Raw genomic sequence first — 25,838 nt, 5'->3', positions numbered from 1 at the left:
TTTTCACTCCATACCGCCCCCGATGGCCAGAACGTCGAGGGCGGTTTCCTCCCCGGAAGTGTCAAGAATTCGAGGGTAAACCCTTAATTCTTGCTCCATCCATGGACAATCACCCCCATGACCACTGCCTCCGCCCCCCTTCCTACGCAACGCGCCGACCTGCTGGCCCGCCTGGCCCAGCCGCACCACTATGACCTCGCCGTGATCGGCGGGGGGGCGACGGGGCTGGGGGTTGCGCTGGATGCGGCGGCGCGCGGTTTCAGCGTGGTCCTGGTGGATTCGCACGACTTTGCCAAAGGGACCTCGTCCCGCGCCACCAAGCTGGTGCATGGCGGGGTTCGCTACCTGGCGCAGGGCAACATCGCCCTGGTGCGCGAAGCGCTGCACGAGCGCACCACCTTGCTGCACAACGCGCCCCATCTGGCGCAGCCCTTGCCGTTTGTCATGCCGTCGTACCGTTTTTGGGAGACGCCGTTCTACGGCATCGGGCTCATGATGTACGACGCCCTGGCGGGCAAGGCGGGGCTGGGCGCCACCCAGTTCCTGGGCCGTGCCCGCACCCTCGAATGCCTGCCGACGGCCCGCACCGAAGGGCTCAAGGGCGGCGTCAAATACTGGGACGGTCAGTTTGATGATGCCCGTCTGGCCCTGGCTCTGGCGCGCACGGCGGCCAGCCTGGGCGCCCTGGTGGTCAACTATTGCCCCGCGCGCGCGCTGGTTCACGAAGCCGGCAAGGTGGCCGGTTTTGTGTGCGAGGACGCGGACAGTGGGCAACAGTTCACGGTGCGCGCCCGCACGGTGGTGAACGCCACGGGCGTGTGGGTGGACACCCTGCGCCAGATGGACGGCGAGGCCATTGGCCGCCCCGCCAAGCCCATCGTGGCGCCCAGCCAGGGTGTGCACATCGTGGTGGACCGCGAGTTTTTGCCCTCTGACCACGCCTTGATGGTGCCCAAGACCGCCGACGGCCGGGTGCTGTTTGCAGTGCCATGGTTGGGCAAACTCATCCTGGGCACTACCGACAGCCCGCGCCAGGACATCGTGCGGGAGCCGGAACCGTTCCGGGAAGAGGTACGTTTCATCCTGGAAGAATCCGCCCGCTACCTCACCCGTGCGCCCAAGGCCGAGGACATCCGCAGCATCTGGGTGGGGCTGCGCCCTCTGGTGAAGCCTCAGGACGACGATGGCGACAACACCAAGAAGATCAGCCGCGAACACACGGTGCTGGCCAGCCGCAGTGGGCTGATTACCGTGACGGGGGGCAAATGGACCACCTACCGCGCCATGGCCGAAGATGTGTTGCAAAAATGCTTCGCCACGGGCCTGCTCCCTGCAAAACCCGCCGGTGTGACCAACCAGCTGCCCCTGGTGGGCACTCCCCAGGCGCCTGTGCAGCACCGCATCAGCGATGCACAGGGGCTGCATTCATATGGCAGCGAGGCGGCCGCCGTACAGGCGATCCCCGGGGCGCAGACAGTGCTTGGCGGCGGCCTGACCGAGGCGATGGTGCGTTTCGCCGCGCGGTATGAGTACGCCTGCACGGTCGAAGACGTGCTGGCACGCCGCTCCCGGCTGCTGTTCCTGGATGCGCGCCAGGCCATCCAGCTGGCGCCTGTGGTGGCAGGCATCCTGCGTGAAGAATTGGGGGGCGACCCCCAGTTGGAGGTCTTCCTGGCCTTGGCGCAGCAGTATCTGCACGTTCCTTTGTGATAGAGCGCTTGACTTCGTAAAAGCCCTTTGCCATAATCGAGGGCTTCGCGTTCAAAGCGTGAAGTTTCTGCCCAGCGGGAAGTGCTGCAAATGGTTTGCGGTGCGGACGACGGGCCCAAGACTGACTGGCTGATCTGCAGCCCTTGAGAAGTTCTCTGGGGCTGTTGTCTTCTGGTGCAAGTTGGGAATATTGAAATGATCCAGACAGAATCTCGGTTAGAGGTTGCCGACAATACCGGCGCCAAGTCCGTCCTTTGCATTAAGGTGCTGGGTGGCTCGAAGCGTCGCTATGCAAGCGTGGGCGACATCATCAAGGTGAGCATCAAAGAAGCCGCTCCACGTGGCCGCGTCAAAAAAGGCGAGGTTTACAGCGCAGTGGTGGTTCGTACGGCGAAGGGTATTCGCCGTGGCGACGGTTCGCTCGTTAAATTCGATGGCAACGCAGCCGTGTTGCTGAATGCAAAGTTGGAGCCCATCGGCACCCGCATCTTTGGACCCGTGACGCGTGAACTGCGTACCGAGAAGTTCATGAAGATCGTGTCCCTGGCTCCTGAAGTTCTCTAAGGACGCGCCATGAACAAGATTCGCAAGGGCGACGAAGTCATCGTGCTGACCGGCCGTGACAAAGGCAAGCGCGGCACTGTGTCGCTGCGCAAAGATGACTCCCACCTCGTCATCGACGGCATCAACCTCGTCAAGAAGCACGCCAAGCCAAACCCCATGAAGGGCACGACTGGCGGCATCATTGAAAAGGCAATGCCGATCCACCAGTCCAACGTGGCTATCTTCAATGCCGCTACTGGCAAGGCTGATCGCGTGGGCATCAAGGTGCAGGCTGACGGTTCGCGCGTTCGCGTGTTCAAGTCCAGCGGCGCTGAAATCAAGGCGTCCTAAGGGGTAAACATGGCACGACTGCAAGACATTTACCGCGACAAAGTCGCCCCCGAGCTGACCAAGCAGTTCGGTTACACCTCGCCCATGCAGGTTCCACGTCTGACCAAGATCACCCTCAACATGGGTGTGAGTGAAGCCGTGTCGGACAAGAAGGTGATGGACAACGCCGTGGCCGACCTGACTAAGATTGCTGGTCAGAAGCCTGTGGTGACCAAGGCCAAGAAGGCTATCGCCGGTTTCAAGATCCGCGAAGGCCAGGCCATCGGTTGCATGGTCACGCTGCGTGGCGTGCAGATGTATGAGTTCCTGGACCGTTTTGTGACCGTGGCTCTGCCCCGCGTCCGTGACTTCCGTGGTATCTCTGGTCGCGCCTTTGACGGCCGTGGCAACTACAACATCGGCGTCAAAGAACAGATCATCTTCCCTGAAATTGAGTACGACAAGGTTGACGCCTTGCGCGGTCTCAATATCAGCATCACCACGACGGCCAAGTCCGACGAAGAGGCCAAGGCGCTTCTCGCTGGTTTCCGTTTCCCGTTCAAGAACTGAGGCGAAGCATGGCTAAAGTAGCTTTGATCCAGCGCGAACTGAAGCGCGAAAAACTGGCAGCCAAGTACGCAACCAAGTATGCGGAACTGAAGGCAATCGCTGGCGACGTCAAGCGCAGCGACGAAGAGCGTGATGCAGCCCGCCTGGGCCTGCAGAAGCTCCCCCGCAATGCCAACCCCACGCGTCAGCGCAATCGTTGTGAAATCACCGGTCGTCCACGTGGCACCTTCCGTCAATTCGGTCTGGCTCGCGCCAAGATCCGCGAACTGGCTTTTGCAGGCGACATCCCCGGTGTCACCAAGGCCAGCTGGTAAGCAGGCAGGAGAGATTAAACATGAGCATGAGTGATCCTATCGCTGACTTGCTGACCCGCATCCGTAATGCACAGATGGTCGCCAAGGCCACGGTTCTGGTGCCTTCTTCCAAAGTGAAGATCGCCATCGCCCAAGTGCTGAAGGACGAAGGTTATATCGACGGCTTCCAGGTGAAAACCGAAGCTGGCAAGTCGGAACTCGAAATTGCCCTGAAGTACTACGCAGGCCGTCCCGTGATTGAGCGCATCGAGCGTGTCAGCCGCCCTGGTCTGCGTGTCTACAAAGGCCGTGATTCCATTCCACAAGTCATGAACGGTCTGGGTGTGGCAATCGTCACGACGCCCAAGGGCGTGATGACCGACCGCAAGGCGCGCGCTACCGGTGTTGGTGGCGAAGTGCTGTGCTACGTGGCCTAACCCGCGGCATTGAGGAGAAACTGAAATGTCCCGAGTAGGAAAAATGCCCGTGACCATCCCCGCAGGTGTGGATGTGTCCGTGAAAGATGACCAGATCTCTGTGAAGGGTTCTGGCGGCGCCCTGTCGCTCGCACAAAACGTGCTGGTGAAGGTGTCGAGCAATGACGGCAAGCTCAGCTTCGAGCCCGTCAACGACTCCCGCGAAGCCAATGCCATGAGCGGCACGATTCGCCAGTTGGTCAACAACATGGTGGTCGGTGTCAGCAAGGGCTTCGAGAAGAAGCTGAGCTTGGTCGGTGTGGGCTACAAGGCCGCCGCTTCGGGTTCCAAGCTGAACCTGGCTGTCGGTTACTCGCATCCGGTCAACATCGAAATGCCCGCTGGCATCACGGTGGCTACCCCTACCCCCACGGAAGTGGTGATCAAGGGTGCTGACCGTCAACGCGTCGGTCAAATCGCTGCCGAGATCCGTGCTGTTCGTCCTCCCGAGCCTTACAAGGGCAAGGGCATCCGTTATGCGGACGAAAAGATCACGATCAAAGAGACCAAGAAGAAATAAGGAGCTGCAACATGTTGACCAAGAAAGAGCAGCGTCTTCGTCGTTCGCGTCAGACCCGCATCCGCATTGCACAGCAAGGCGTGGCGCGTCTCACCGTGAACCGTACGAACCTCCATATCTACGCCAGTGTGATTTCCGGCGACGGCAGCAAGGTGCTGGCCAGCGCTTCCACGGCCGAAGCCGATGTGCGCAAGTCGCTCGGCGGTTCGGGCAAGGGTGGCAATGCCGCTGCAGCCCAGATCATCGGCAAGCGCATCGCTGAAAAGGCGAAGGCAGCAGGCGTCGAGAAGGTTGCATTTGATCGCGCAGGCTTTGCCTACCACGGTCGCGTCAAGGCCCTGGCCGACGCAGCCCGTGAAGCCGGCCTGCAGTTCTAAGCGGAGCGGAATACAAAATGGCTAAATTTCAACCCAAAGTGCAGAGCGAAGGTCAAGACGACGGTCTGCGCGAAAAAATGATCGCGGTCAACCGCGTGACCAAAGTCGTGAAGGGTGGCCGTATTCTCGGCTTCGCCGCACTGACGGTGGTTGGCGACGGTGACGGCCGCGTTGGCATGGGCAAAGGCAAGTCCAAGGAAGTGCCTGCTGCTGTGCAGAAGGCGATGGAAGAAGCCCGCCGCAACATGGTCAAGGTGTCCCTGAAGAACGGAACCATTCACCACAATGTGACGGGCCATCACGGCGCCGCTGTTGTGATGATGGCTCCCGCCCCCAAGGGTACCGGTATCATCGCTGGCGGCCCTATGCGCGCAGTCTTCGAAGTGCTGGGTGTGACCGACATCGTGGCCAAGAGCCATGGCTCGTCCAATCCGTACAACATGGTTCGCGCCACGTTCGATGCGCTCGTCAATTCGACCACTCCGTCGAATGTTGCTGCCAAGCGCGGCAAGACGGTCGAAGACATCTTCGCCTGAACCGGAGTTTGAATATGACTACGCAACAAACCGTCAAGATTCAACTGGTGCGCAGCCCGATTGGCACCAAGGAATCGCACCGCGCCACCGTTCGTGGCCTGGGCCTGCGCAAGCTCAACAGCGTGAGCGAACTGCAGGACACGCCCGAAGTGCGCGGCATGATTAACAAGATCAGCTACCTGGTCAAAATCGTCTGAGAGATAGATCATGGAACTCAATAGCATCAAGCCCGCAGACGGCGCCAAGCATGCCAAGCGCCGCGTAGGCCGTGGTATCGGCTCCGGCCTGGGCAAGACCGCTGGCCGTGGTCACAAGGGTCAGAAGTCCCGCTCCGGTGGTTATCACAAGGTGGGTTTCGAAGGCGGTCAAATGCCTCTGCAACGTCGCTTGCCCAAGCGCGGCTTCAAGTCGCACCTGCTCAAGTTCAATGCAGAAGTGACGCTGACGGCTCTGGACCAACTCGGCCTGGCCGAAGTGGATGTCCTGGCGCTCAAGCAAGCTGGCCTGATCGGCGAGCTGGCCAAGGTGGTCAAGGTGATCAAGAGCGGTTCCCTCACCAAGGCAGTCAAGCTGAACGGTGTGGGCGCTACGGCAGGTGCCAAGGCAGCCATCGAAGCTGCTGGCGGCAGCGTCGCCTGAGTCCGGCACTGAAGGAAGGCACCTGTGGCTACTAGCGCGGCTCAAATTGCAAAGACCGGTAAGTTCGGCGACCTGCGTCGTCGTCTGGTTTTTCTGTTGCTTGCGCTGGTCGTGTATCGCATCGGGGCTCATATCCCTGTGCCCGGTATCGATCCAGCCCAACTTCAGCAGCTTTTCAGCGGCCAGCAAGGCGGCATCCTGAACCTGTTCAACATGTTCTCGGGTGGGGCTCTGTCGCGCTTCACGGTTTTTGCTCTGGGGATCATGCCGTACATCTCGGCATCGATCATCATGCAGCTGATGACCTACGTGTTGCCCGCGTTTGAGCAGCTGAAAAAAGAAGGTGAAGCCGGTCGTCGGAAGATCACGCAGTACACCCGTTACGGAACCCTGGGCCTGGCCCTGTTCCAGTCGCTGGGCATTGCTGTGGCGCTCGAAAGCTCGGCCGGTTTGGTGTTGAGCCCTGGCTTTGGTTTCCGTCTGACGGCTGTGGTGAGTTTGACCGCCGGTACGATGTTCTTGATGTGGCTGGGTGAGCAAATCACCGAGCGCGGTCTGGGGAATGGTATTTCCATCCTCATCTTTGCTGGCATCGCTGCGGGCTTGCCGAGTTCGATCGGTGGGCTGCTGGAACTGGTGCGTACTGGCGCGATGAGCATCCTGGCTGCTATCTTCATCGTCCTCGTGGTCGGTCTGGTGACCTACTTTGTGGTGTTCGTTGAACGTGGTCAGCGCAAGATTTTGGTGAACTACGCCCGTCGTCAGGTGGGGAACAAGGTGTACGGTGGTCAATCGTCGCACTTGCCTCTCAAGCTGAACATGGCAGGTGTGATTCCTCCGATCTTTGCCTCGTCGATCATCCTGTTGCCTGCAACGGTGGTGAACTGGTTCAGTGCTGGTGAGTCGATGCGTTGGTTGAAGGACATTTCGGGTGCGCTGACTCCTGGTCAGCCCATCTATGTGATGTTCTATGCCGCAGCGATCATCTTCTTCTGTTTCTTCTACACGGCTCTGGTTTTCAACAGCCGTGAGACTGCAGATAACTTGAAGAAGAGTGGCGCGTTCATCCCGGGCATTCGCCCAGGTGAGCAGACCGCACGCTACATCGATAGAATCCTGGTCCGCCTGACTTTGGCCGGTGCTGTGTATATCACCTTCGTGTGTCTGCTGCCAGAGTTTCTGATCTTGAAGTACAACGTTCCGTTTTACTTCGGCGGAACATCACTGCTGATCATTGTGGTCGTGACCATGGACTTCATGGCCCAGGTCCAGAACTACATGATGTCGCAACAGTACGAATCGCTGCTCAAGAAAGCCAATTTCAAGGGCAATCCTGGCGGTTGAGGATGACGGAAAGCGGTAGCCGCATGGCGGTGCCGCTTGCAAACGACTGAATGTCGATTAAGTTGGCGCCCCACGAGTTTTCGCGGGCACAAATTGTGTTCCGTGCGAAGCAGCCGGGACGGATGGAAAAGTTTTAGGAGAATGCAATGAGAGTTTCGGCTTCGGTCAAAAAAATCTGCCGCAACTGCAAGATCATCCGCCGCAAGGGTGTGGTGCGTGTGATCTGCACGGATCTGCGTCACAAGCAGCGCCAAGGTTGATTGGAAAGTATTAGAGGACGCATATGGCACGTATCGCTGGCATTAACATTCCGCCGCACAAGCACGCGGAAATCGGTTTGACCGCCATTTTTGGCATTGGTCGCACCCGCGCTCGCAAGATCTGCGAAGCAACTGGTATCGCTTACTCCAAGAAGATCAAGGATCTGACGGACGGCGATCTGGAAAAAATTCGCGAGCAAATCGAGCAGTTCACCATTGAAGGTGACCTGCGCCGCGAAACCACGATGAACATCAAGCGTTTGATGGACATCGGCTGCTATCGTGGCTTCCGCCATCGCCGCGGTCTGCCAATGCGTGGTCAGCGCACCCGTACCAATGCACGCACTCGCAAGGGTCCGCGCAAGGGTGCTGCTGCACTGAAGAAATAAAGATTGAAAGATCATCATGGCTAAGTCTCCTGCCAATAACGCAGCACAGCGCGTTCGCAAGAAGGTCCGGAAAAACGTTTCGGACGGCATTGCCCACGTGCACGCCTCGTTCAACAACACCATCATCACGATCACCGATCGCCAGGGCAATGCTCTGTCATGGGCTTCGTCCGGTGGCCAAGGTTTCAAGGGCTCGCGCAAGTCCACTCCTTTCGCAGCCCAGGTGGCTTCGGAAGTTGCAGGTCGCGCTGCCATCGACCAAGGCATCAAGAACCTTGACGTCGAAATCAAGGGCCCTGGTCCTGGCCGTGAATCCTCGGTGCGCGCTCTGGGCGCACTGGGCATTCGCATCACGTCGATCTCTGACGTGACGCCTGTGCCCCACAACGGCTGCCGCCCTCAAAAGCGTCGTCGTATCTAATTTCTCTCTAAGCCCACCGCCGCCTGTGAACGCGCAAGCGCCTCAGGCGGCTCCCGCAATGGTTTGCGGCAGATGACACAAAGGAAGCTCAAGTGGCACGTTACCTCGGCCCCAAGGCCAAACTCTCCCGCCGTGAAGGCACGGACCTGTTCCTGAAGAGCGCTCGCCGCTCGATCGCCGACAAGTCCAAGTTCGACTCCAAGCCTGGCCAACATGGCCGCACCTCTGGTGCTCGCACGTCCGACTACGGTCTGCAACTGCGCGAAAAGCAGAAGGTCAAACGCATGTACGGCGTGCTGGAGAAGCAGTTCCGCCGCTACTTCGAAGCCGCTGATGGCAAGAAGGGCAACACCGGCGCCAACCTGCTGTTCCTGCTGGAATCGCGTCTGGACAACGTCGTGTACCGCATGGGTTTCGGTTCGACCCGCGCTGAAGCGCGTCAACTGGTGTCCCACAAGGCGATCACCGTGAACGGCAAGTCCGTGAACATCGCTTCTTACCTGGTCAAGGCCGGTGATGTGGTGGCCGTGCGTGAAAAGTCCAAGAAGCAAGCCCGCGTTGTGGAAGCCCTGCAACTGGCAGCCCAAGTCGGTATGCCTGCATGGGTGGAAGTGAACGCCGACAAGGCAGAAGGCATCTTCAAGAAGACGCCGGACCGTGATGAATTCGGTGCCGACATCAACGAATCGCTGATCGTTGAGTTGTACTCGCGCTAATCGGTCGAGTCAGTAAGTCAAGAAAACCGTCCCTGAACCGCGAGGCATCGCGGTTTAGGTGCTTCACCAGCCTTACCGGTGTAACGAGCTGGGGGTATTGAGAGGAAGTCTGAATGCAAACCAATTTGCTGAAACCCAAGGCGATCAATGTCGAGCAGCTTGGCCACAACCGTGCCAAGGTCGCACTGGAGCCGTTCGAGCGTGGTTACGGCCACACGCTGGGCAACGCCATTCGGCGCGTCCTGCTCTCGTCCATGGTGGGTTACGCAGCGACGGAAGTCACCATTGCAGGCGTTCTGCATGAGTACTCGTCGATCGATGGTGTCCAGGAAGATGTGGTCAACATCCTTCTGAACCTCAAGGGTGTGGTGTTCAAGCTGCACAACCGCGACGAAGTCACGCTGAGCCTGCGCAAGGACGGCGAAGGCGTGGTGACGGCCCGTGATATCCAGACCCCTCACGATGTCGAAATCGTGAACCCTGATCACGTGATCGCCAACCTGTCTGCTGGCGGCAAGCTGGACATGCAGATCAAGGTCGAGAAAGGCCGTGGCTACGTGCCGGGCAACCTGCGCCGCTATGCCGACGAATCGACCAAGTCGATTGGCCGCATCGTGCTGGACGCATCGTTCTCCCCTGTGAAGCGCGTGAGCTACACCGTGGAAAGCGCCCGCGTGGAACAACGCACCGACCTGGACAAGCTGGTCGTCGAGATCGAAACCAACGGTGCCATCACCGCTGAAGATGCCGTGCGTGCATCGGCCAAGATCCTGGTGGAACAACTGGCTGTGTTTGCACAGCTGGAAGGTGGCGAGCTGGCTGCGTTCGACGCGCCCGCAGGCCCGCGCGGCAATGCCACGTTCGATCCTATTCTGCTGCGTCCTGTGGACGAGCTGGAACTGACCGTGCGTTCCGCCAACTGCCTGAAGGCCGAGAACATCTACTACATCGGTGACCTGATCCAGCGTACCGAGAACGAGCTGCTCAAGACACCTAACCTGGGCCGCAAGTCGCTCAACGAAATCAAGGAAGTGCTCGCCTCGCGTGGCCTCACGCTGGGCATGAAGCTTGAGAACTGGCCACCAGCTGGCCTGGACAAGCGCTGAGCGAGCGTTATAATCTTGGGTTTCCCGAAATGGGAGCCCGGTTTTTCAGTCCTCCGCAAGGGGGACTTTTTGTTCCCTGGAAGCAAGACGCCAAAGGGAACAGTGCCTCGGACAGTACCTGACACGGCTGTCCGATTTAATTACACAGACAGTAGAAGGAAAGCACCATGCGCCACGGACACGGCCTCCGCAAACTCAACCGCACCAGCTCGCACCGCCTCGCGATGCTGCAGAACATGATGAACTCGCTCATCGAGCACGAGGCCATCAAGACCACGGTTCCCAAGGCCAAGGAACTGCGCCGCGTGATCGAACCCATGATCACCCTGGCCAAGGAAGACTCCGTCGCCAACCGCCGTCTGGCTTTCAACCGCCTGCGCGACCGCGACAGCGTGACCAAGCTGTTCAACGACCTGGGCCCCCGTTTCAAGGTGCGTCCCGGTGGTTACACCCGCATTCTGAAGATGGGTTTCCGCGTGGGTGACAACGCGCCCATGGCACTGGTCGAATTGGTCGATCGCGCTGCAGAAACCGAAAATAATTCGGCAGCTGCCGAATAATAGGGTATAATTTATTTCTTACCGCGCGATGGAGCAGTCTGGTAGCTCGTTGGGCTCATAACCCAAAGGTCGGAGGTTCAAATCCTTCTCGCGCAACCAAATACAGCGGTCTCCGCTTTGCAAAACGCCCACTCTTTAGTGGGCGTTTTTGTTTTTGCCGGTGCTATCTCGGATCAGGCTGTTCTTTTTCGGCCTTGCGCTCACTGCCATGGGCTCGTTGCAGCGCATGTATCCCCATCGGCTTCGGGGTGACTTCGAGGATGGAGGGCCGCATACGGGGCCTGAAAGTACCTAGTCCGCCCATCCACGCGACGTTCTTCTGGGCACTCAATCCGGAGGCGTTCTGATCGCCCGTTCAGCGGGAAAACGTGAAACGTCTCCTTCAGCGGGCGAAAAGATCGGCCTTGGCCGCCTTGGTGATCGCAACAACGCAGGGATGTGTGATCCGCCGTTCGACGGAAATTGCGAAAAACTCTTCCACCAGTTCGGTAGACCGGCCTATCACCTCCACGCCGAACTGGGCGGTGGTTTCCTCGTCCAGTACCGTGGGGGACGTGAAAATGCCCCGGCCCTGGCGGCCAAACGCGTTCATGAGCGCACTGTCGTCGAACTCGCCGACTAGGCGGGGCTGCAGGTGGTGTTTGTTGAGCCAATGGTCGAGTTGCTGCCGCACCGACGACATGGGCCCCTGGATCAGCATGGGTGCACCATGCAGACACTGCGGAAAGGGCCCTTCCAGCTGGGCGCGCAGGCTGGGAGCGCACAAAAAGCTCATGCCGCTGGTGCCCAGCGGGTGGTTGAAGGCTTTCACACCAATCTTCTTGGATACCGGCTCGTCTGCCAGCACCAGGTCGAGCTTGTGCAGGCTCAGCTGCGCGATCAGCTCGGGAAACTTGCCTTCGTGGCAGGTCATGTGCACTCGTTGTGGCATGCCCAAAGCGGGCTCCAGCAGGTGGTAGGCCACCGACTTGGCAATCGAATCGGCCACCCCCACGCGGAACTCCAGCGGTTTCTCCTGGCCGCGCGACAGGCGTATGGACTTCTCCAGCTCATCCCCCAGCGCAAAGATCTGCTCGGCATAGCCCAGGGCCACTCTGCCTTCGCTGGTCAGCTCCAGGCCCCGGCCACGCTTTCTGAAGAGGTCGTGGCCCAGCCATTCCTCCAGCTGCTTGATTTGCCCGGAAAGCGTCTGGGGCGTGGTGTGCAGCTGCTCGCCTGCGCGCATCACGCCGCCCGCCTTGGCCACCGTCCAGAAATAGCGCAGGTGCTTGAAGTTCATGGTGCGATTCAGTGAAACACTTCGAAAAAAGCGAGCAATAAAACTCAATAAAACGAATATACGCGAAGTGTCAAAATCTATACATTGCAGGCTTGGCCCTTGTCCGTGGCGCGTTGCGCCCGGGAAGGAACTGTCAGCGTTCTTGAGAACCTGTTCTAAGGAGTAGCAACGATGCGTATCACTACCAGAGGACAACTTGCGGTATCGGCCATGACCGACCTCGCCCTGCGCCAGAAAATGCGGCCGGTGGCCCTGTCCACCATCAGTGCGCGCCAGGGCACGTCCCTTTCGTACCTGGAGCAGCTGTTCAGCGCCCTGCGCCGTGCCGGGCTGGTGGACAGCACGCGCGGGCCCGGTGGTGGCTACACGCTGGCGCGCCGGGCGGACCAGGTGTCGGTGGCTGAAATCATCCTGGCGGTCGAGAACCTCAAGGCCGACGACCTGCAGAGCCTGGGCGCGGGCCAGGCTGCACAGGTGAAGTCCATGACCGGCGAGCTGTGGTCCACCTTCAACCTGCGCGTGATGGAGTACCTGCAGTCGGTGACCTTGCAGGACCTGGTGGCCCAGCAGCTCGAAAAAGGGGGGGCGCTGGAAGACGCTGCACCTGCCGTGGCTGCCAAGCCCAAACTCACCCCAAAACCGCGCCCCCTGATGGCCCGGGTGGGTGTGCCCAACTCGGTGTTCGCGCTGGGCTCCATGCCCTTGCTGCAACGGCGTTGAACCGGCCCCGGGGCAGTGCACCCCGGGGGGTGTTGTGGGCTACAGCTGCAGCGCGAGCTGCTTGATGCCGCGTATCAGCATCTCCACCGAGATGGCGACCAGGATCAGCCCCATCAGGCGTTCAAACGCCATCACCACGCGTTCGCCCACCAAGCGCTGGATGCGTTCGGCCATCAGCAGCACGATGGCGCACACTGCCATGGTCACGCACAGAGCGCCGACCCATTCGAGCTTGCGCTCTGGTGCCTGGGCGACCAGCAGCATCACTGTGGCCAGGGCCGACGGGCCTGCCAGCGCAGGGATGGCCAGCGGTACGATCAACGGCTCGCCCGGCAGCTCCGCCTGCGGACCGTCTGCCGACGGAAAGATCATGCGCAGCGCGATCAGGAACAGCACCACCGCGCCCGCAATCTGCAGCGACAGGTCGCTCAGGTTCATCACCCGCAGAAACTCCGCCCCGAAGAACAGAAACACCAGCAGCAGCGCAAACGCGATCAGCACCTCGCGCAGGATCACCCGCGCCCGCCGCTCGGGCGCCACGCCGCGCAGCGCGTTGGCAAAGATGGGGATGTTGCCCAGCGGATCAGTGATCAGCAGCAGCAATATGGTGGCCGACGCGAAGGTGTAGCTCATGTGGCGTACACCGCGTCCAGGGAACGGAAGCCCTTGATCTCGATGGGGTTGCCGCTGGGGTCGTGGAAGAACATCGTCCACTGCTCGCCCGGCTGGCCTTCAAAGCGCACCTGGGGCTCCAGCACAAAGGCCGTGCCCGCCGCCTTCAGGCGCGCTGCCAGCGCATGCCAGTCGGGCAGTTCCAGGATGGCGCCGAAATGGGGCATGGGCACCAGGTGGTCGCCCACATGGCCGGTGCGGGCACTGGCAAAAGGGGTGCCGAGGTGCAGCGAGATCTGGTGTCCGAAGAAGTCGAAGTCCACCCAGGTGTCAGTGCTCCGCCCCTCCTGGCAACCCAGCACACCGCCATAGAAGCGGCGGGCGGCATCGAGATCGGTGACGTGGAAGGCGAGGTGAAAGAGGCTGCGCATCCCGCAAAGGATAGCAGCCGGTGCACTGCTTCGGGAGGGCGTTCAGGCCGCACGCCGGTGCTGCTCGGCCTTCTCCTGGCAGTGCACGCAGCGTGCCGCCTCGGGGGTGGCGTGCAGGCGGGCGGCGGTGATGTGGGCGCCGCAGTCCGTGCACTCGCCGTAGGTGCCAGCCTCGATGCGGGCCAGGGCCGCCGCTACGGCGGCCAGGTGGGCGGTTTCGTGCTCGTCCAGCGCGAACGCCAGTTCACGTTCGGTGGCCAGCTGGGCGCGCGGGTCTTCGGGCTGGCCAAAATGCGCTGCAGCGGCCTCGGCCCGGCCGATGGTGCCACCGCGCTGGGCGGCCAGCTGGGCCAACAACTCGGATTGCTGGGCCCGCAATTGTTGGAGGAATGGGGCGGCCTGGGTCTTGTCCATGCGGTGTCTCCTCAAGGGTGATCGGATGCCTGCATGGTGCGCCTGTGCGCGACGACCTCGGTTGACCAAGGTCAAGGGATGAAGACCCTGCGCTGGGGGGGGCGGGTTCAGCGCTTGGGCGGCCGCGCCAGCATCTCCGCCGTGTTGGTCTTGCGGTCTGCGTTCACGCGCTGCACATGGGGCCGTTCGCCCATGCGGGTCAGGTACTCGCGCACGGGCAGGTCGGCCAGGTAGTCGCGGCCATAGACGATCTTGGTGGCCGAGGCCACCAGCGGCAGGTGCACGATGGCCGCGCAGTCGGCCAACGTGAAGCTGTCACCGCCCACAAAGGGGCTGAACTTGGCCAGCTGGGCGAAGGCGGCAATGTTCTTGGTGAGCTGCGCGCCCACCTTTTCTTTGGCGGTATCGCTCACCGTGCCGCCAAAAAAGGCCTGCGGGTACAGGTTGCGCGCCACCAGCTCCAGGTGCAGCTCCAGAAAGGTGATCAGCTCGCGCACCTTGGCGGCCTGGTAGGGGTCGGCGGGGATCAGTGGGTGCGTGGGGTGGGCGGCCTCGATGTAGTCGGCGATCACCGCCGATTCGCACAGCGGGCCCTGGGGGGTGCGCAGGTAGGGCACCTTGCCCAGCGGGCTGGCGCTGCGGTCGGTTTCGCCCACCCAGGCCAGTTCCTCGGTGAACGGCAGGCCCTTTTCGAGCAGGGCGAGCTTGACCTTGTTGTAGTAGTTGCTGGCCGAAAAGCCGCAGAGTGTGAGCATGGTGGGGTCTCCGTTGTAGTGGTGAATGCAGCGTACATCCTAGGTGTGGGCGGGGGCGCCGTCCGTCGCGCAGATGACCCTGGTCAAGGCCCCGTGGATGCTGCCACCTACAATCGGGTCCTCATGTGGTCCTCCCTGCAAACCCTCCGCAGCCTTCACTGGCTCGCCCGCCTGGTGCTGGCGTGGTTTGTGGTGTCCATGGGCGTGGCCGTGGCGTCGCCGTTGGTCAACCCGCAGGCCATGGAGCTGATCTGCTCGGGTTCGGGCGCGATCAAGCTGCTGGTCAAGACCGACGATGGCGCCCAGGAGATGCAGAGCCACACACTGGACTGCCCCCTGTGCGCGCAGGTGAGCGCACCTCCCCCTGCCTCGCAGGCCCCGCTGCCTGTGGTCCACCCGCTGGCGCATGCCCTGCGCCCCATCCCCGCCGCGCACATTGCTGCGCGCACAGCCGCGCCGCTGCCGCCGCGCGGGCCCCCGGCATTCTCCTGATTTTGCTATTTATTTGATAGCTGTTTGCGCTTATCCATCGCGCGCAGACGGCCTATTTGGCTTGAAATTCAGGAGTTTCCATGCGCAAAAGCCGCATGGCGCTGGCCGTGGCCAGTGCCTTTCCCATCGTCCTGGGTTGCACGTTCACCGGGGCTGCCCCGGCGTTCGCCCAACCCGCTGGGCCCAGCAATGCCCCCGTCAAGGAACTGGGCGTGGTCACCATCAGCGGTGGCCAGCCCACCTCGCTGCCCACGCAGATCCCCACCACCATCGAAGGCGTGACGCGCGAGCAGATCGAGCATTCGATCAACGCCACCGACAGCGAAGACGCCCTCAAGTACCTGCCCAGCCTGCTGGTGCGCAAGCGCTACATCGGCGACTACAACCACGCCGTGTTGTCCACGCGCGCCTCGGGCACGGGCAACCCGGCACGCTCCATGGTGTTTGCCGACGGCATTTTGCTGAGCAACTATCTGGGCAACGGCCCCACCAACGCACCGCGCTGGATGCTGGTCACGCCCGAGGAGATCGAGCGCGTGGACGTGCTCTACGGCCCGTTTTCGGCCGCCTACGCAGGCAACTCGGTGGGCGCGGTGGTGGACTACGTCACGCGCATGCCCACAAAGTTCGAGGCACACGGGCAGGTCAGCGTCCAGCACCAACCCTTTGACCTGTACGGCACCAACGCCACCTACGCAGGCAAGCAGGTCAGCGCGTCCGTCGGCAACAAGAACGGCGACTGGTCCTGGTTCCTCAACTTCAACAAGACCGACAGCGAGGGCCAGCCGCTCACCTTCCCCACGCGCCTTGTGTCTGCAGGCGCCGTGGGCAATGCAGGCACGCCGGTGACGGGCGCGGTGCTGGGCAACAACCGCAGCAACCAGCCTTGGTACCTGCTGGGCACGGCCACGCAGTACCACACACAGCAAGACCACATCAAGGCCAAGATCGCCTACGACTTCTCGCCGACTGTGCGGGCGGCCTACACCCTGGGCTGGTGGCACAACGAATCTGAAGGGCGGCCCACCAGCTACCTGCGCGATGCCAATGGCAACGCGGTGTATACGGGTGCCGTGAACATCAACGGCCGCTCGTACACGCTGGCAACCAGCGACTTCAATGTGTCCAACGAGAACCTCACGCACTTTATGCACGGGCTCTCGGTCAAAAGCCACACCAAGGGCGTTTTCGACTGGGAGGTGGCCGCCAGCCTGTACGACTACCAAACCGACACCCTGCGCGCCGCCACCGTGGCGCTGCCTGCAGCGCTGAATGGCGGCGCGGGCCGCATCGTCAACAGCAAGGGCACGGGATGGAACACGCTGGCCGCCAAAGGCACCTGGCGGCCCGATGGGGTGCAGGGCGCGCACATCGTGGACTTTGGGCTGCAGCGCGACAGCTACCAGCTGCGCACCGTGGAGAACGCCACGACGAACTGGATCAGCGGTGATGCAGGCGCCCGCAACCAGGCCTTCAACGGCGACACCCAGCTCATTGGCCTGTGGGCGCAAGACACCTGGAAGATTGCGCCGAAGTGGAAGGCCGTGCTCGGCGCACGCGCCGAACGCTGGAGCGCCAGCAACGGCCAGACCGGCAACGCCACCACCACGCTGAGCCACCCCGAGCGCAACGAAACCTACTTCTCGCCCAAGGCTGCCGTGGCCTGGCAGGCCAGCGACCTGTGGGTGCTCAAGGCATCCACCGGCCGCGCCGTGCGCATGCCCACCGTGGCCGAGCTGTACCAGGGTGGCATCAGCGGTAGCGGCACGCTCATCAACAACGATCCGAATCTGCGGCCCGAAAAGAGCTGGACGACGGAGCTGACGGCGGAGCGCGACATGGGCAACGGGCTGCTGCGCCTGACCGCGTTTTTTGAGCGCACCAAAGACGCGCTGTACTCCCAGACCAATGTGCTCGTCACGCCCAACGTGACCAACGTGCAGAACGTGGACGCCATCCGCACCAAGGGGCTGGAGCTGTCGTACCAGGCCGCCAACGTCTTCGTGCGCGGGCTGGAGCTGGGCAGCAGCCTGACCTGGACGGATTCCAAGATCACGCGCAACGACAAATTCCCCGCCAGCGTGGGCAAGTGGCAACCGCGCATCCCTGAGTGGCGCGCCACTGCCGTGGCCACCTACCGGCCGGACGACACCTGGTCGTACACCCTGGGCGCGCGCTACAGCGGCAAGCAGTACGGCACGCTCGACAACACCGACGTGAACGGTTTTGCCTACCAGGGCGCGAGCCGCTATTTCACCACCGATGTACGCGTGCGCTACCAGATCACCAAGCAGGTCAGCGCCGCCGTGGGCATCGACAACCTGAACAACTACCAGTTCTGGAACTTTCACCCCTACCCGCAGCGTACTTACCTCGCTGAGCTCAAGGTCAGTCTCTGAAAGGAATTCATCCCATGTCTCTCAATACTATGAAAAAGATAGCTGTAATCGCTTTGCTGTCAGGCGCAGGAGGCCTTTTTGGCTCTGCATCCGCCCATGTGGTGCTCGAATACCAGGTCGCCCCGGCGGGCTCCAGCTACAAGGCCACGTTCAAAGTGGGTCACGGCTGCGGTGCCTCGCCCACGCGGCAGATTGCGGTGGACATCCCGGCAGGCATGCGCGGCGCGCGCCCCATGCCCAAGCCGGGCTGGACGCTGGAGGTGCAGCGTGAAAAACTCGCCCAGCCCTATACCAGCCACGGCCGCAACATCACCGAAGACGTGGTGCGCGTGACCTGGACGGCCAAGACCGCAGACGACATGCTGCAGAGTGCCCACTACGACGAGTTCGTGCTGGTCGCCACCGTGCCCGAACAGGCGGGCACCGTGTACTGGCCCGTGCGCCAGGCCTGCGCCGAAGGCCGCAACGACTGGGTGGATATGCCAAAGGCCGGGCAGAAACTGTCGGATCTGAAGTCCCCCGCCGCCGCGCTGGAAATCCTGCCCGGCGCGGGCGCCGGTGCACACAATCACTGATTGACCCCAGATAAAGAGGCAGTCTTCCTGCCGCCTCCCCATTTCCGCTGAACAAGGAATCTTCACCATGAAAAGACTGCTCCACACCACCGCCCTGGCCGCCACGCTGGTGGCTGCCTTTGCCAGCGCCCCCGCATGGGCGCAGACCGCCGCTGTCAAGGTCGAGGGCGCCTGGGCCCGCGCCAGCGTGCAGGGCCAGAAGGGGACGGGCGCGTTCATGCGCCTCACGGCCCCAGACGGTGCCCGCCTGGTGCGCGCCGAATCGCCCGCCGCAGGCGTGACCGAAGTGCACGAGATGAAGATGGAAGGCGACGTGATGAAGATGCGCGCCGTCCCCGCCCTGGACCTGCCCGCAGGCAAGACGGTGGAACTCAAGCCCGGCGGCTACCACGTCATGCTGCTGGACCTGAAAGCCCCCCTGGCCAAGGACACCGCCGTGCCCCTGACCCTGGTGTTCCAGGATGCCAAGGGCGCCGAGAGCAAGCTCAACATCAGCGTGCCCGTGGCCACCACGCCCCCGGGCGGCGCTGCACCGGCAGGCCACGGGCACGGCCACAAGCACTGAGCGCGACTGAGCATGCCGGGGCGGGAATCTGCCCCTTCCGGCCGCAGCACATTGGAGTAAGCTGTGACCCCATCACAGACCCACCTCTTGCGGAGCGGCCATGAGCGACACATCCAACAACTTCGGTTTCGGCAAATTCGTCCCCGGTTTTGACTTTCTGCAAAGCCTGGCCAAGGGGGCGTCCAGCAGCATTCCGCAGTTGCCCAACCTCTCCAACTGGGTGGCGCCCACCATCAGCGTGGAAGAGCTGGAAAAGCGCATCGAGGAGCTCAAGGCCGTGCAGTTCTGGCTGGAGCAGAACTCGCGTGCGCTGTCCGCCACCATCCAGGCGCTGGAGGTGCAGAAGATGACCCTGGCCACGCTCAAGGGCATGAACTTCAGCATGGGCGACGTGGCCAACGCCTTCAAGCTCAAGACCGCCGACACCGTGATGAGCGGCGTGCAGAAAGCCGCCGACACCGTCACCGGTGCAGCCGAGGCGGTGACCAGCGCCGCCGCCCGCGTGACGGGCCGTGCCGCCGCCGAAGAGGAAGCGCCCGACGAGGCCGATGCCGAGCCCGCACCCGCTGCGAAAGCCAGGCCCAAAGCCAAGGGCAAGGCCGCTGACACGCCCGAACCCGCCGTGGTGGACCCGATGCAGTGGTGGGGCGCACTCACCAGCCAGTTCCAGCAGATCGCCGCCAACGCCATGAAGGACGCGGCCAAGCAGACTGCCATCGACACCACCAAGAACATGGCCACCGGCCTCGCCAAGGAAGCCCTCAAGACAGCCACCGGCATGGCCAGCCAGTTTGCGGCCAAGGGCATGCAGACCATGCAGGGCGGTGCCAAGCGGGCGGCAGCATCGTCAGCGGGTACCGCCAAAAAGGCCGCTGCTGCCAAAAAGCCCGCAGCCCGCAAAACCACCACCCAACCCGCCGCCAAGAAGGCCAGCAGCACCCGCAGCCCGGCTGCTCGCAAGCGGGCGGGCTGACGCCAACCCGGGCGGGTGCGGCAGCACGCAGGTGGCGCCACATTGGCCCACCCCCGCTCTGGCACGGAGACCATCACCATGAAACTCTTTCCCACCGGCCATGCCACCCACCCGCAGTGGCGCATGGCCGCTGCGCTGGTGCTGGCGCAGTTGCGCGCCCAGATGGCGCTGCCCGAATACGCTTCGGCGCCCACGCTGGGCCTGCTCTACATCACCGACCACTACGGCAACGATGCCCAGGCGCTGCTCGACCACCTGAGCGCCGAGCTGCCCGAGGTGACCGACTGGAGCGGCACCGTGGGCGTGGGCGTGTCGGCCAACAACGCCGAGTATTTTGACGAGCCCGCGCTGTCGGTGATGCTTCTGGATGTGCCCGCCGACCAGTACCGCGTGTTCTCGGGCGTGGCGCCGCTGCCCGCGCATGCCCCCCGCCCGGGCAGCGGTTTTGTGGCGCACACGGCGCTGGTGCATGCCGACGGCCACACACCCGAGCTGGCTGAATTGCTGGCCGAGATGGCGGCGCGCACCGAGTCCGGCTACCTGTTTGGCGGCCTCAGCGCCAGCCGCACGGCCAGCGTGCAGTTTGCCGTGGGTGGCGACGGCAACATGGCCGGCCAGGGCGGCGCCAGCGGGGTGTTTGATGGCGGCCTGTCGGGCGTGGCGTTTGATGCCGGGGTGGCCCTGGTGTCGCGTGTCACGCAGGGCTGCCAGCCCGTGGGCGCACTGCACACCATCACCGCCGCGCAGGACAACGTCGTGCTCACGCTCGACGGCGAGCCCGCGCTCGATGTGCTGCTCGACACGCTGCAGGTGTCGCTCGATGGCGGCGACCCGCAGCCCGCGCTGCGCAAGGTGCGCGCCACACTGGCCGGGCTGGTGAGTGCGGGCGAACAACCCCAGGGCCAGCGCCGCACGGGCCACTTTGGCACCGATACGCGTGTGCGCCACATCGTGGGGCTGGACGGCAGCCGCCGGGGCGTGGCCCTGGCTGACCAGGTGGAGCCGGGCATGCACCTGGCGTTCTGCCAGCGCAATGTGGCGGCCGCGCGTGCCGACCTCATGCGCATCTGCGCCGAAATCCGCGAGGAGCTGTCGCCCGAAGAGCTGGAGCCCGCGCCGCTGGAATCGTCATCCGAGGCGCGGGGCGGACCCGCTCCGGCGCCCGGAACGCCCGGCGCCGGGGTGTTGCCCCAGACCGGGCGGCGCATCTGTGGCGCGATCTATGTGAGCTGCTCGGGCCGGGGAGGGCCGCATTTTGGCGGGCCCAGCGCCGAGCTGCAGATCGTGCGCCATGCGCTGGGTGATGTGCCGCTGGCCGGATTTTTTGCGGGCGGCGAGATCGCCCACCACCACCTCTACGGCTACACCGGGGTGCTCACCGTGTTTGTGGACAACGGGCCGCAGGGCTGAGCGCCCTGCACTGCGGGGCCCGGCCCCGGTCAGGAGACCGGGCTGTCCTCTGCCTCGGCCTTTTCCTCGGGCGTCAGGCGCGTGGCCAGGATCTTGTCGATGGTCTTGCCATCCATGTCCACCACTTCCAGCTTCCAGTCTTCCCACTGCACCGTGTCGGTCACCTTGGGCAGGCGGCCCGTCAGCAGCATGATCATGCCGCTCAGGGTGTGGTAGCGGCCACGCTCTTCCTCGGGCACGGCGTCCAGGTTCAGGCGGTCCTTCAGCTCGGGCACGGGGATGTGGCCGTCCAGCAGCCAGCTGCCGTCTTCGCGCTGCAGCGCCCAGGAGGTTTCCGGGTCACGCGGCTGGAACTCGCCTGTGATTGCCTCGATCAGGTCCTGCAGCGTGACGATGCCCTGCACCTCGCCATATTCGTCGATGACAAATGCCATGTGCACATCCGACAGGCGGAAGTTGTCCAGCAGCTCCATGCCGGTGATGGTCTCGGGCACATACAGCGCGGTCTGCAGCGGCTGGTCGGCCAGGCTGCCGCGCGCCTTGTCGCGCAGCGTGCGCGACAGCCACTGGCGTGCGTTGATCACGCCCAGGATGTTGTCCATGCCACCGCGCACCACCGGAAAGCGTGCATGGTCGGATTCTTCGATGCATTTGAGGTTGTCTTCAAACGACGCATCGGCATCCAGGCACACCACATCACCACGCGGCACCATCAGCGAGCCGATCTGGCGGTCGTCCAGCCGGAACACGTTGCGCACCATGGTGTGCTCGTGCGACTCGATCACACCGGCCGTGGTGCCCTCCACCAGCATGGCGTGGATTTCTTCTTCGGTCACCGGGCTGCCGCTGGTTTCCTTCACGCCCAGGAGGCGCAGCAGCGTGCGCGTGGAGGTGGACAGCAGCAGCACAAACGGCTTGGTCGCCAGCGCCAGCAGGTTGATGGGGCGCGCCACCAGGCGGGCAAAGGTCTCGGGGTACGACTGGCCGATGCGCTTGGGCACCAGTTCGCCCACCACGATGGAGAAGTAGGTGATCAGCACCACCACCAGACCGGTGGCCGCGTAGCCACCGTAGGGCAGGGGCACGCCCAGGCGTTCCAGCCAGGCCGCCAGCGGGGCGGCCAGCGCGGCCTCGCCCACGATACCGTTCAGGACACCAATCGACGTGATGCCGATCTGGATGGTGGAGAGAAAACGCGTGGGGTCTTCGCCCAGCTTCACGGCTGCGGCGGCGCCGCTATCGCCCTCATCAATCAGCTTTTGCAGCCGGGCCTTGCGGGCCGTGACCAGTGCAATTTCTGACATGGCAAACAGGCCATTGAGACAGATGAGGGCGAACAGTATTGCTATTTCCATACAAAGGGCGCCTTGCGCGCCCTTGGGTGTTGAGTTGCAAGTGATTGTACGGAACGGGGCAAAAGCCCCGGTTGTTCCGTTGCGGAGTGCTCAACCGCCCTCTGTGGGCAGGCCGGTGGCATCCCACTCGGGCAGGCCGCCGCGCAGCCAGTACACCGACTTGTAGCCCTTGGCGGCCGCCACCTTGGCCGCCTTGTAGGACTTCCAGCATTCGGCGCCATTGCAGGCAAAGATCACCGGCTTGGCCTTGTCCAGACCCGGCAGCTTGTCCAGCGCCTGGAAGTCGTCCTGCGCCGCATTGAAGGCCACGTCCTTGAGGCTTTTTTCCACATAGGCCGCAAACACCGCGCCCCGGATGCGCTTGGCCTTGAATTCCTTCTCGGTGCGCGTGTCCACCAGGGTGGCGCCCTGCGCCAGCAGGGTCTGGGCCTCGCGTGCGGTGATGCGGCTCACACCCGGCAGGCTGGTGGGGGTGAACAGGCCCAGCTCGGCCACGCGGCGGTATTCGGTGGCTTCGGGGCGCAGGGTGACGGGCGGCAGGCCGGTGGATGCCGGCGTGGCGCCAAACCACTGGGCCAGCCGGTTGCGCGCATCGGTGGGCAGGTCCTTCTTGACGACCACCGAAAACCCTCCTGGCACGGGTTGCGAGGTGGCCAGCACACGCGCGGTGCCGGGGTGTGCGGCTGCCCACTCGGCCCAGTCGTCCTCGCGCACCACGGTGGCGTCGGTGGAGCCCAGGGTCAGGGCCGTGAGCCCGGCCTGGGGAAACTTTTCATACTGCACCGCACGCAGGTCCTGGAACGACAGCCCAGCCTCGTTGAGCATGCCGCGCGCCATGTAGGTGTAGATGGAGTCCTGCTGCGGCAGGTAAAGGCGGCGGCCCTTCATGGCGGGCACGGCGTCGATCTGCGCCAGCCCCACCAGCAGGTACTTGTCGGACTTGTGCGTGGCGCCCACCAGCTCATAGCCCCGCTGCAGCGCCGAGGCTGCCACCTGCGCCGGGCCGATGAAGATGTCGTAGCCCGCGCTGCGGGTGGCGCGCATCACATCGGCCATGTCGTCGCTGGTGGCCAGGGCCACAGACTGACCCGAGGCCTTGGCCAGGCCCGACTCGGCCGCCGTGCGCAGGATGGAATGGGCGGCTTTGCGCGCGGTGGGCTCCACCGCCACCATGGCCGTGAGCTGTGCCAGTGCCGAACTGCAGCCGAGGCCCCAGCAGAGCAGCACGGCCAGCTGGGCGCTCGCACGGTGGGCTTTGGATTTTTTCTGGATGTTCATGGTGTCGCCCTTTCTTCGTTCTCTCTCCGAAGCGGCGAATATGCCCACGCCATCTGACATGCGTGCAGATGTTTCGGATGTTTTGTATCTGTTACTTCTGTTAACGCAATGTTGCGTGCGCCGGGCCGGAGCTGCCCCACAGAATGCGGGCTGCCTCCATCGGCCAGAGGGGGCTGCCACCGGGCCGGGCCCCCTTGCCTGCCCATCCCACCCCCCCTAGTTTGGAGACCCTCCCATGACACATTCCACGACCTTGCCGCGCCGCCACCTGCTGGCTGGAAGCGCCGCCGCCCTGGGCGCGCTGGGCCTGGCAGGGTGGACGGGCAACGCCCGGGCCCAGGCGGCCGCTGCCCCGGCCGCCAAGCCGCTGCCCGCCTATGCAGGCTGGAAGACGCCCGAAGCCCTGATCGTGCACAGCACCAGCACGCTGGAGACGCGCCGCTCTGCATTCGGCACCAGCGTCATCACGCCGTCCAACCAGCTGTACGTGCGTAACAACCTGCCTGCGCCCGACGCGGCCATTCTGGACAACCGCGATGCCTGGAGCGTATCCGTCGAAGGGGTGAAAAACCCGCGCAGCCTGACGCTGGCCGAACTTCGCACCCTGGGCGTGGAAACCGTGGCCACGGTGCTGCAGTGCTCGGGCAATGGGCGGGGCTTTTTCCCCAGCAAGCCCAGCGGCACACCCTGGCAGGTGGGTGCGGCAGGTTGTGTGGTCTGGAGCGGTGTGCCGCTGCGCAACGTGGTGGCGGCCCTGGGTGGCCTGGCCGATGGTGCTGCTTACCTGACCGGCACGGGCGGCGAAAAACTGCCCGAGGGCGTGGACCCGCTCACCGTGCTGGTGGAGCGCTCGGTGCCCGTGAAGGCACTGGATGACGCTCTCCTGGCCTGGGAGATGAATGGCGAGCTGCTGTCGCTCGCGCACGGCGGCCCGCTGCGGCTGGTGGTGCCGGGCTACCAGGGCGTGAACAACATCAAGTACGTCAAGCGCGTGGCGTTTACCAGCGCACAGTCACAGGCACGCATCATGTCGCACGGCTACCGCATGTCGCCCCCCGGCAGCAAGGCCAGCCCCGACCAGCCTTCGGTGTGGGAGATGGGCGTCAAGTCCTGGATCAACGGGCCGCTGCCCGACAAGGGCGCGCTCAAGCCCGGGCAGGTGCAGGTGCATGGCGTGGCCTTTGGCGGCACACGCGGCATCAAGGGTGTGGAAGTCTCGGTCGATGGTGGCAAAACCTGGTTGGCGGCCAAGCTCATCGGCCCCGACCTGGGCCCGTTTGCCTGGCGGCAGTTTGCGCTGCCCGTGCGTCTGGAGGCAGGCAGCCATGTGCTGGCCAGCCGCGCCACCGACACGGCGGGCAATGTGCAGGCCGAGCAGCGCGAGGAAAACCTGGGCGGCTACAACAACGCCAGCTGGCGCGACCACGCTGTCACGGTGGCTGTCGCCTGACATGGGGCGGTGGAACCGAGCGCGCCACCTCGGGGTGGCGCTGTGGGCTGTCGGTGCCTGTGCGGCGGCCTGGGCCGCCGACCCTGCCGAACTGGCGCGTGGCAAGGAGCTGTTCACCAAGATCCAGCCCGCCTGCGCGGTGTGCCACACGCTGCAGGCCGCTGGGGCCGAGGGCCAGGTGGGCCCGGTGCTGGATGAGCTGAAACCCGACGCGGGCCGCGTGTTGCGCGCGCTGAAGGCAGGCATCGGCGTGATGCCCTCGTATGCCGAGCGCATGAGCGAGAAGGACATGCTGGCCGTGGCGCAGTTTGTGGCGCACGCCACGGGCGCGGCCAAGTAG

At 63.4% G+C, this 25,838-nt stretch carries 34 protein-coding genes and 1 tRNA gene; 28 read left to right on the top strand and 7 right to left on the bottom strand.

Annotated elements, in window-relative coordinates; genetic code table 11:
* Positions 1 to 117 precede the first annotated feature (117 nt).
* The 19 genes from ACYZGB_RS08510 to ACYZGB_RS08420 all read left to right on the top strand — a co-directional run bounded on the left by ACYZGB_RS08510 (position 118) and on the right by ACYZGB_RS08420 (position 10,889).
* A complete protein-coding gene (locus ACYZGB_RS08510) occupies positions 118 to 1,710 on the top strand; it encodes a glycerol-3-phosphate dehydrogenase/oxidase (protein ID WP_462387808.1) in 1,593 nt (530 codons plus the stop codon).
* Between the two features lie 195 nt (positions 1,711 to 1,905).
* A complete protein-coding gene (gene rplN, locus ACYZGB_RS08505; protein ID WP_007861702.1) occupies positions 1,906 to 2,274 on the top strand; it encodes a 50S ribosomal protein L14 in 369 nt (122 codons plus the stop codon).
* A 9-nt stretch (positions 2,275 to 2,283) separates the two neighbouring features.
* Complete coding sequence (gene rplX, locus ACYZGB_RS08500) at positions 2,284 to 2,604, top strand: 50S ribosomal protein L24 (protein WP_462387807.1); 321 nt, start codon at positions 2,284 to 2,286, stop codon at positions 2,602 to 2,604.
* 9 nt (positions 2,605 to 2,613) lie between these two features.
* The gene (gene rplE / locus ACYZGB_RS08495; RefSeq protein ID WP_063462381.1) at positions 2,614 to 3,153 is read left to right on the top strand and encodes a 50S ribosomal protein L5; all 540 of its coding nucleotides are present in this window, start codon (positions 2,614 to 2,616) and stop codon (positions 3,151 to 3,153) included.
* A gap of 8 nt (positions 3,154 to 3,161) precedes the next feature.
* Entirely contained in the window at positions 3,162 to 3,467 is a 306-nt protein-coding gene (gene rpsN / locus ACYZGB_RS08490) for a 30S ribosomal protein S14 (RefSeq protein ID WP_462387806.1), read from the top strand.
* Positions 3,468 to 3,487: 20 nt separating this feature from the next.
* Positions 3,488 to 3,883 (top strand): 30S ribosomal protein S8, encoded by a 396-nt coding sequence (gene rpsH, locus ACYZGB_RS08485; protein WP_008906523.1) that lies wholly within the window; start codon positions 3,488 to 3,490, stop codon positions 3,881 to 3,883.
* A gap of 25 nt (positions 3,884 to 3,908) precedes the next feature.
* Positions 3,909 to 4,442: a 50S ribosomal protein L6 gene (gene rplF / locus ACYZGB_RS08480; protein WP_063462382.1), complete on the top strand. Its 534-nt coding sequence runs from the start codon at positions 3,909 to 3,911 to the stop codon at positions 4,440 to 4,442.
* An 11-nt stretch (positions 4,443 to 4,453) separates the two neighbouring features.
* Positions 4,454 to 4,819 carry a 50S ribosomal protein L18 gene (gene rplR / locus ACYZGB_RS08475; RefSeq protein WP_005793639.1) on the top strand — a complete coding sequence of 122 codons (366 nt, stop codon included), beginning with the start codon at positions 4,454 to 4,456 and terminating at the stop codon, positions 4,817 to 4,819.
* A 17-nt stretch (positions 4,820 to 4,836) separates the two neighbouring features.
* The gene (gene rpsE, locus ACYZGB_RS08470) at positions 4,837 to 5,355 is read left to right on the top strand and encodes a 30S ribosomal protein S5 (protein WP_034711783.1); all 519 of its coding nucleotides are present in this window, start codon (positions 4,837 to 4,839) and stop codon (positions 5,353 to 5,355) included.
* A gap of 14 nt (positions 5,356 to 5,369) precedes the next feature.
* A complete protein-coding gene (gene rpmD / locus ACYZGB_RS08465) occupies positions 5,370 to 5,552 on the top strand; it encodes a 50S ribosomal protein L30 (RefSeq protein WP_063462383.1) in 183 nt (60 codons plus the stop codon).
* A gap of 10 nt (positions 5,553 to 5,562) precedes the next feature.
* On the top strand, positions 5,563 to 5,994 hold the full coding sequence (rplO, locus tag ACYZGB_RS08460; RefSeq protein ID WP_056420309.1) for a 50S ribosomal protein L15: 432 nt from the start codon (positions 5,563 to 5,565) through the stop codon (positions 5,992 to 5,994).
* A gap of 24 nt (positions 5,995 to 6,018) precedes the next feature.
* Positions 6,019 to 7,338: a preprotein translocase subunit SecY gene (secY, locus tag ACYZGB_RS08455; RefSeq protein WP_462387805.1), complete on the top strand. Its 1,320-nt coding sequence runs from the start codon at positions 6,019 to 6,021 to the stop codon at positions 7,336 to 7,338.
* Between the two features lie 146 nt (positions 7,339 to 7,484).
* Complete coding sequence (gene rpmJ / locus ACYZGB_RS08450) at positions 7,485 to 7,598, top strand: 50S ribosomal protein L36 (protein ID WP_005793651.1); 114 nt, start codon at positions 7,485 to 7,487, stop codon at positions 7,596 to 7,598.
* Positions 7,599 to 7,621: 23 nt separating this feature from the next.
* Entirely contained in the window at positions 7,622 to 7,987 is a 366-nt protein-coding gene (rpsM, locus tag ACYZGB_RS08445) for a 30S ribosomal protein S13 (protein WP_008906516.1), read from the top strand.
* A gap of 16 nt (positions 7,988 to 8,003) precedes the next feature.
* The gene (gene rpsK / locus ACYZGB_RS08440) at positions 8,004 to 8,408 is read left to right on the top strand and encodes a 30S ribosomal protein S11 (protein WP_005793662.1); all 405 of its coding nucleotides are present in this window, start codon (positions 8,004 to 8,006) and stop codon (positions 8,406 to 8,408) included.
* Between the two features lie 92 nt (positions 8,409 to 8,500).
* Complete coding sequence (rpsD, locus tag ACYZGB_RS08435; protein WP_026435318.1) at positions 8,501 to 9,124, top strand: 30S ribosomal protein S4; 624 nt, start codon at positions 8,501 to 8,503, stop codon at positions 9,122 to 9,124.
* A 113-nt stretch (positions 9,125 to 9,237) separates the two neighbouring features.
* A complete protein-coding gene (locus ACYZGB_RS08430; RefSeq protein ID WP_005793666.1) occupies positions 9,238 to 10,230 on the top strand; it encodes a DNA-directed RNA polymerase subunit alpha in 993 nt (330 codons plus the stop codon).
* A 167-nt stretch (positions 10,231 to 10,397) separates the two neighbouring features.
* Positions 10,398 to 10,790, top strand: a complete 393-nt coding sequence (gene rplQ / locus ACYZGB_RS08425; protein ID WP_063462385.1) for a 50S ribosomal protein L17 — start codon at positions 10,398 to 10,400, stop codon at positions 10,788 to 10,790.
* Between the two features lie 22 nt (positions 10,791 to 10,812).
* Positions 10,813 to 10,889: transfer RNA gene (locus ACYZGB_RS08420), tRNA-Met, on the top strand.
* Positions 10,890 to 11,172: 283 nt separating this feature from the next.
* Here ACYZGB_RS08420 and nhaR read toward each other — a convergent pair.
* Positions 11,173 to 12,069 carry a transcriptional activator NhaR gene (nhaR, locus tag ACYZGB_RS08415; RefSeq protein ID WP_063462386.1) on the bottom strand — a complete coding sequence of 299 codons (897 nt, stop codon included), beginning with the start codon at positions 12,067 to 12,069 and terminating at the stop codon, positions 11,173 to 11,175.
* A 171-nt stretch (positions 12,070 to 12,240) separates the two neighbouring features.
* Between nhaR and ACYZGB_RS08410 the strand changes: the two genes are divergently transcribed.
* Entirely contained in the window at positions 12,241 to 12,789 is a 549-nt protein-coding gene (locus ACYZGB_RS08410; RefSeq protein WP_462387804.1) for an Rrf2 family transcriptional regulator, read from the top strand.
* A 39-nt stretch (positions 12,790 to 12,828) separates the two neighbouring features.
* Here ACYZGB_RS08410 and ACYZGB_RS08405 read toward each other — a convergent pair whose 3' ends face one another.
* The 4 genes from ACYZGB_RS08405 to ACYZGB_RS08390 form a co-directional block, all read right to left on the bottom strand.
* Positions 12,829 to 13,422: a MarC family protein gene (locus ACYZGB_RS08405; protein WP_462387803.1), complete on the bottom strand. Its 594-nt coding sequence runs from the start codon at positions 13,420 to 13,422 to the stop codon at positions 12,829 to 12,831.
* Positions 13,419 to 13,832, bottom strand: coding sequence for a VOC family protein (locus ACYZGB_RS08400; protein ID WP_110961797.1), 414 nt, complete (start codon positions 13,830 to 13,832; stop codon positions 13,419 to 13,421). Before ACYZGB_RS08400 ends, ACYZGB_RS08405 begins: the two co-directional genes overlap by 4 nt.
* A gap of 42 nt (positions 13,833 to 13,874) precedes the next feature.
* Positions 13,875 to 14,246, bottom strand: a complete 372-nt coding sequence (locus ACYZGB_RS08395; protein WP_462387802.1) for a TraR/DksA family transcriptional regulator — start codon at positions 14,244 to 14,246, stop codon at positions 13,875 to 13,877.
* A 107-nt stretch (positions 14,247 to 14,353) separates the two neighbouring features.
* On the bottom strand, positions 14,354 to 15,001 hold the full coding sequence (locus ACYZGB_RS08390) for a glutathione S-transferase (protein ID WP_462387801.1): 648 nt from the start codon (positions 14,999 to 15,001) through the stop codon (positions 14,354 to 14,356).
* Between the two features lie 123 nt (positions 15,002 to 15,124).
* Between ACYZGB_RS08390 and ACYZGB_RS08385 the strand changes: the two genes are divergently transcribed.
* The 6 genes from ACYZGB_RS08385 (at position 15,125) to ACYZGB_RS08360 (ending at position 21,415) form a co-directional block, all read left to right on the top strand.
* Positions 15,125 to 15,493, top strand: coding sequence for a DUF2946 family protein (locus ACYZGB_RS08385; RefSeq protein WP_462387800.1), 369 nt, complete (start codon positions 15,125 to 15,127; stop codon positions 15,491 to 15,493).
* 80 nt (positions 15,494 to 15,573) lie between these two features.
* Positions 15,574 to 17,892, top strand: a complete 2,319-nt coding sequence (locus ACYZGB_RS08380; protein WP_462387799.1) for a TonB-dependent receptor — start codon at positions 15,574 to 15,576, stop codon at positions 17,890 to 17,892.
* Positions 17,893 to 17,906: 14 nt separating this feature from the next.
* Positions 17,907 to 18,467: a YcnI family copper-binding membrane protein gene (locus ACYZGB_RS08375; protein ID WP_462387798.1), complete on the top strand. Its 561-nt coding sequence runs from the start codon at positions 17,907 to 17,909 to the stop codon at positions 18,465 to 18,467.
* A gap of 67 nt (positions 18,468 to 18,534) precedes the next feature.
* Positions 18,535 to 19,032, top strand: coding sequence for a copper chaperone PCu(A)C (locus tag ACYZGB_RS08370; protein ID WP_462387797.1), 498 nt, complete (start codon positions 18,535 to 18,537; stop codon positions 19,030 to 19,032).
* A gap of 100 nt (positions 19,033 to 19,132) precedes the next feature.
* Complete coding sequence (locus tag ACYZGB_RS08365) at positions 19,133 to 20,005, top strand: PhaM family polyhydroxyalkanoate granule multifunctional regulatory protein (RefSeq protein WP_462387796.1); 873 nt, start codon at positions 19,133 to 19,135, stop codon at positions 20,003 to 20,005.
* A gap of 78 nt (positions 20,006 to 20,083) precedes the next feature.
* Complete coding sequence (locus ACYZGB_RS08360; protein WP_462387795.1) at positions 20,084 to 21,415, top strand: FIST signal transduction protein; 1,332 nt, start codon at positions 20,084 to 20,086, stop codon at positions 21,413 to 21,415.
* 29 nt (positions 21,416 to 21,444) lie between these two features.
* Here the strand turns inward: ACYZGB_RS08360 and ACYZGB_RS08355 are convergent, their stop codons facing one another.
* Complete coding sequence (locus ACYZGB_RS08355; RefSeq protein WP_462387794.1) at positions 21,445 to 22,770, bottom strand: hemolysin family protein; 1,326 nt, start codon at positions 22,768 to 22,770, stop codon at positions 21,445 to 21,447.
* A gap of 90 nt (positions 22,771 to 22,860) precedes the next feature.
* The gene (locus ACYZGB_RS08350) at positions 22,861 to 24,048 is read right to left on the bottom strand and encodes a rhodanese-like domain-containing protein (RefSeq protein ID WP_462387793.1); all 1,188 of its coding nucleotides are present in this window, start codon (positions 24,046 to 24,048) and stop codon (positions 22,861 to 22,863) included.
* A 235-nt stretch (positions 24,049 to 24,283) separates the two neighbouring features.
* Between ACYZGB_RS08350 and sorT the strand changes: the two genes are divergently transcribed.
* The gene (gene sorT, locus ACYZGB_RS08345) at positions 24,284 to 25,498 is read left to right on the top strand and encodes a SorT family sulfite dehydrogenase catalytic subunit (RefSeq protein WP_462387792.1); all 1,215 of its coding nucleotides are present in this window, start codon (positions 24,284 to 24,286) and stop codon (positions 25,496 to 25,498) included.
* Between the two features lies 1 nt (position 25,499).
* Positions 25,500 to 25,838, top strand: a complete 339-nt coding sequence (sorU, locus tag ACYZGB_RS08340; protein WP_462387791.1) for a SorU family sulfite dehydrogenase c-type cytochrome subunit — start codon at positions 25,500 to 25,502, stop codon at positions 25,836 to 25,838.

It is taken from the genome of Acidovorax sp. Q11, from assembly GCF_054950075.1.
The sequence above is the reverse complement of the archived record's forward strand: the minus strand, read 5'-3'. Positions and strand labels throughout refer to the sequence as shown.

Bases quoted from the DNA above. Each gene is read 5' to 3' on its own strand.
- ACYZGB_RS08510 (WP_462387808.1), top strand. From the start codon at position 118: ATGACCACTGCCTCCGCCCCCCTTCCTACGCAACGCGCCGACCTGCTG.
- rplN (WP_007861702.1), top strand. From the start codon at position 1,906: ATGATCCAGACAGAATCTCGGTTAGAGGTTGCCGACAATACCGGCGCC.
- rplX (WP_462387807.1), top strand. From the start codon at position 2,284: ATGAACAAGATTCGCAAGGGCGACGAAGTCATCGTGCTGACCGGCCGT.
- rplE (WP_063462381.1), top strand. From the start codon at position 2,614: ATGGCACGACTGCAAGACATTTACCGCGACAAAGTCGCCCCCGAGCTG.
- rpsN (WP_462387806.1), top strand. From the start codon at position 3,162: ATGGCTAAAGTAGCTTTGATCCAGCGCGAACTGAAGCGCGAAAAACTG.
- rpsH (WP_008906523.1), top strand. From the start codon at position 3,488: ATGAGCATGAGTGATCCTATCGCTGACTTGCTGACCCGCATCCGTAAT.
- rplF (WP_063462382.1), top strand. From the start codon at position 3,909: ATGTCCCGAGTAGGAAAAATGCCCGTGACCATCCCCGCAGGTGTGGAT.
- rplR (WP_005793639.1), top strand. From the start codon at position 4,454: ATGTTGACCAAGAAAGAGCAGCGTCTTCGTCGTTCGCGTCAGACCCGC.
- rpsE (WP_034711783.1), top strand. From the start codon at position 4,837: ATGGCTAAATTTCAACCCAAAGTGCAGAGCGAAGGTCAAGACGACGGT.
- rpmD (WP_063462383.1), top strand. From the start codon at position 5,370: ATGACTACGCAACAAACCGTCAAGATTCAACTGGTGCGCAGCCCGATT.
- rplO (WP_056420309.1), top strand. From the start codon at position 5,563: ATGGAACTCAATAGCATCAAGCCCGCAGACGGCGCCAAGCATGCCAAG.
- rpmJ (WP_005793651.1), top strand. From the start codon at position 7,485: ATGAGAGTTTCGGCTTCGGTCAAAAAAATCTGCCGCAACTGCAAGATC.
- rpsM (WP_008906516.1), top strand. From the start codon at position 7,622: ATGGCACGTATCGCTGGCATTAACATTCCGCCGCACAAGCACGCGGAA.
- rpsK (WP_005793662.1), top strand. From the start codon at position 8,004: ATGGCTAAGTCTCCTGCCAATAACGCAGCACAGCGCGTTCGCAAGAAG.
- ACYZGB_RS08430 (WP_005793666.1), top strand. From the start codon at position 9,238: ATGCAAACCAATTTGCTGAAACCCAAGGCGATCAATGTCGAGCAGCTT.
- rplQ (WP_063462385.1), top strand. From the start codon at position 10,398: ATGCGCCACGGACACGGCCTCCGCAAACTCAACCGCACCAGCTCGCAC.
- nhaR (WP_063462386.1), bottom strand. From the start codon at position 12,069: ATGAACTTCAAGCACCTGCGCTATTTCTGGACGGTGGCCAAGGCGGGC.
- ACYZGB_RS08410 (WP_462387804.1), top strand. From the start codon at position 12,241: ATGCGTATCACTACCAGAGGACAACTTGCGGTATCGGCCATGACCGAC.
- ACYZGB_RS08405 (WP_462387803.1), bottom strand. From the start codon at position 13,422: ATGAGCTACACCTTCGCGTCGGCCACCATATTGCTGCTGCTGATCACT.
- ACYZGB_RS08400 (WP_110961797.1), bottom strand. From the start codon at position 13,832: ATGCGCAGCCTCTTTCACCTCGCCTTCCACGTCACCGATCTCGATGCC.
- ACYZGB_RS08395 (WP_462387802.1), bottom strand. From the start codon at position 14,246: ATGGACAAGACCCAGGCCGCCCCATTCCTCCAACAATTGCGGGCCCAG.
- ACYZGB_RS08390 (WP_462387801.1), bottom strand. From the start codon at position 15,001: ATGCTCACACTCTGCGGCTTTTCGGCCAGCAACTACTACAACAAGGTC.
- ACYZGB_RS08385 (WP_462387800.1), top strand. From the start codon at position 15,125: ATGTGGTCCTCCCTGCAAACCCTCCGCAGCCTTCACTGGCTCGCCCGC.
- ACYZGB_RS08380 (WP_462387799.1), top strand. From the start codon at position 15,574: ATGCGCAAAAGCCGCATGGCGCTGGCCGTGGCCAGTGCCTTTCCCATC.
- ACYZGB_RS08375 (WP_462387798.1), top strand. From the start codon at position 17,907: ATGTCTCTCAATACTATGAAAAAGATAGCTGTAATCGCTTTGCTGTCA.
- ACYZGB_RS08370 (WP_462387797.1), top strand. From the start codon at position 18,535: ATGAAAAGACTGCTCCACACCACCGCCCTGGCCGCCACGCTGGTGGCT.
- ACYZGB_RS08365 (WP_462387796.1), top strand. From the start codon at position 19,133: ATGAGCGACACATCCAACAACTTCGGTTTCGGCAAATTCGTCCCCGGT.
- ACYZGB_RS08360 (WP_462387795.1), top strand. From the start codon at position 20,084: ATGAAACTCTTTCCCACCGGCCATGCCACCCACCCGCAGTGGCGCATG.
- ACYZGB_RS08355 (WP_462387794.1), bottom strand. From the start codon at position 22,770: ATGGAAATAGCAATACTGTTCGCCCTCATCTGTCTCAATGGCCTGTTT.
- ACYZGB_RS08350 (WP_462387793.1), bottom strand. From the start codon at position 24,048: ATGAACATCCAGAAAAAATCCAAAGCCCACCGTGCGAGCGCCCAGCTG.
- sorT (WP_462387792.1), top strand. From the start codon at position 24,284: ATGACACATTCCACGACCTTGCCGCGCCGCCACCTGCTGGCTGGAAGC.
- sorU (WP_462387791.1), top strand. From the start codon at position 25,500: ATGGGGCGGTGGAACCGAGCGCGCCACCTCGGGGTGGCGCTGTGGGCT.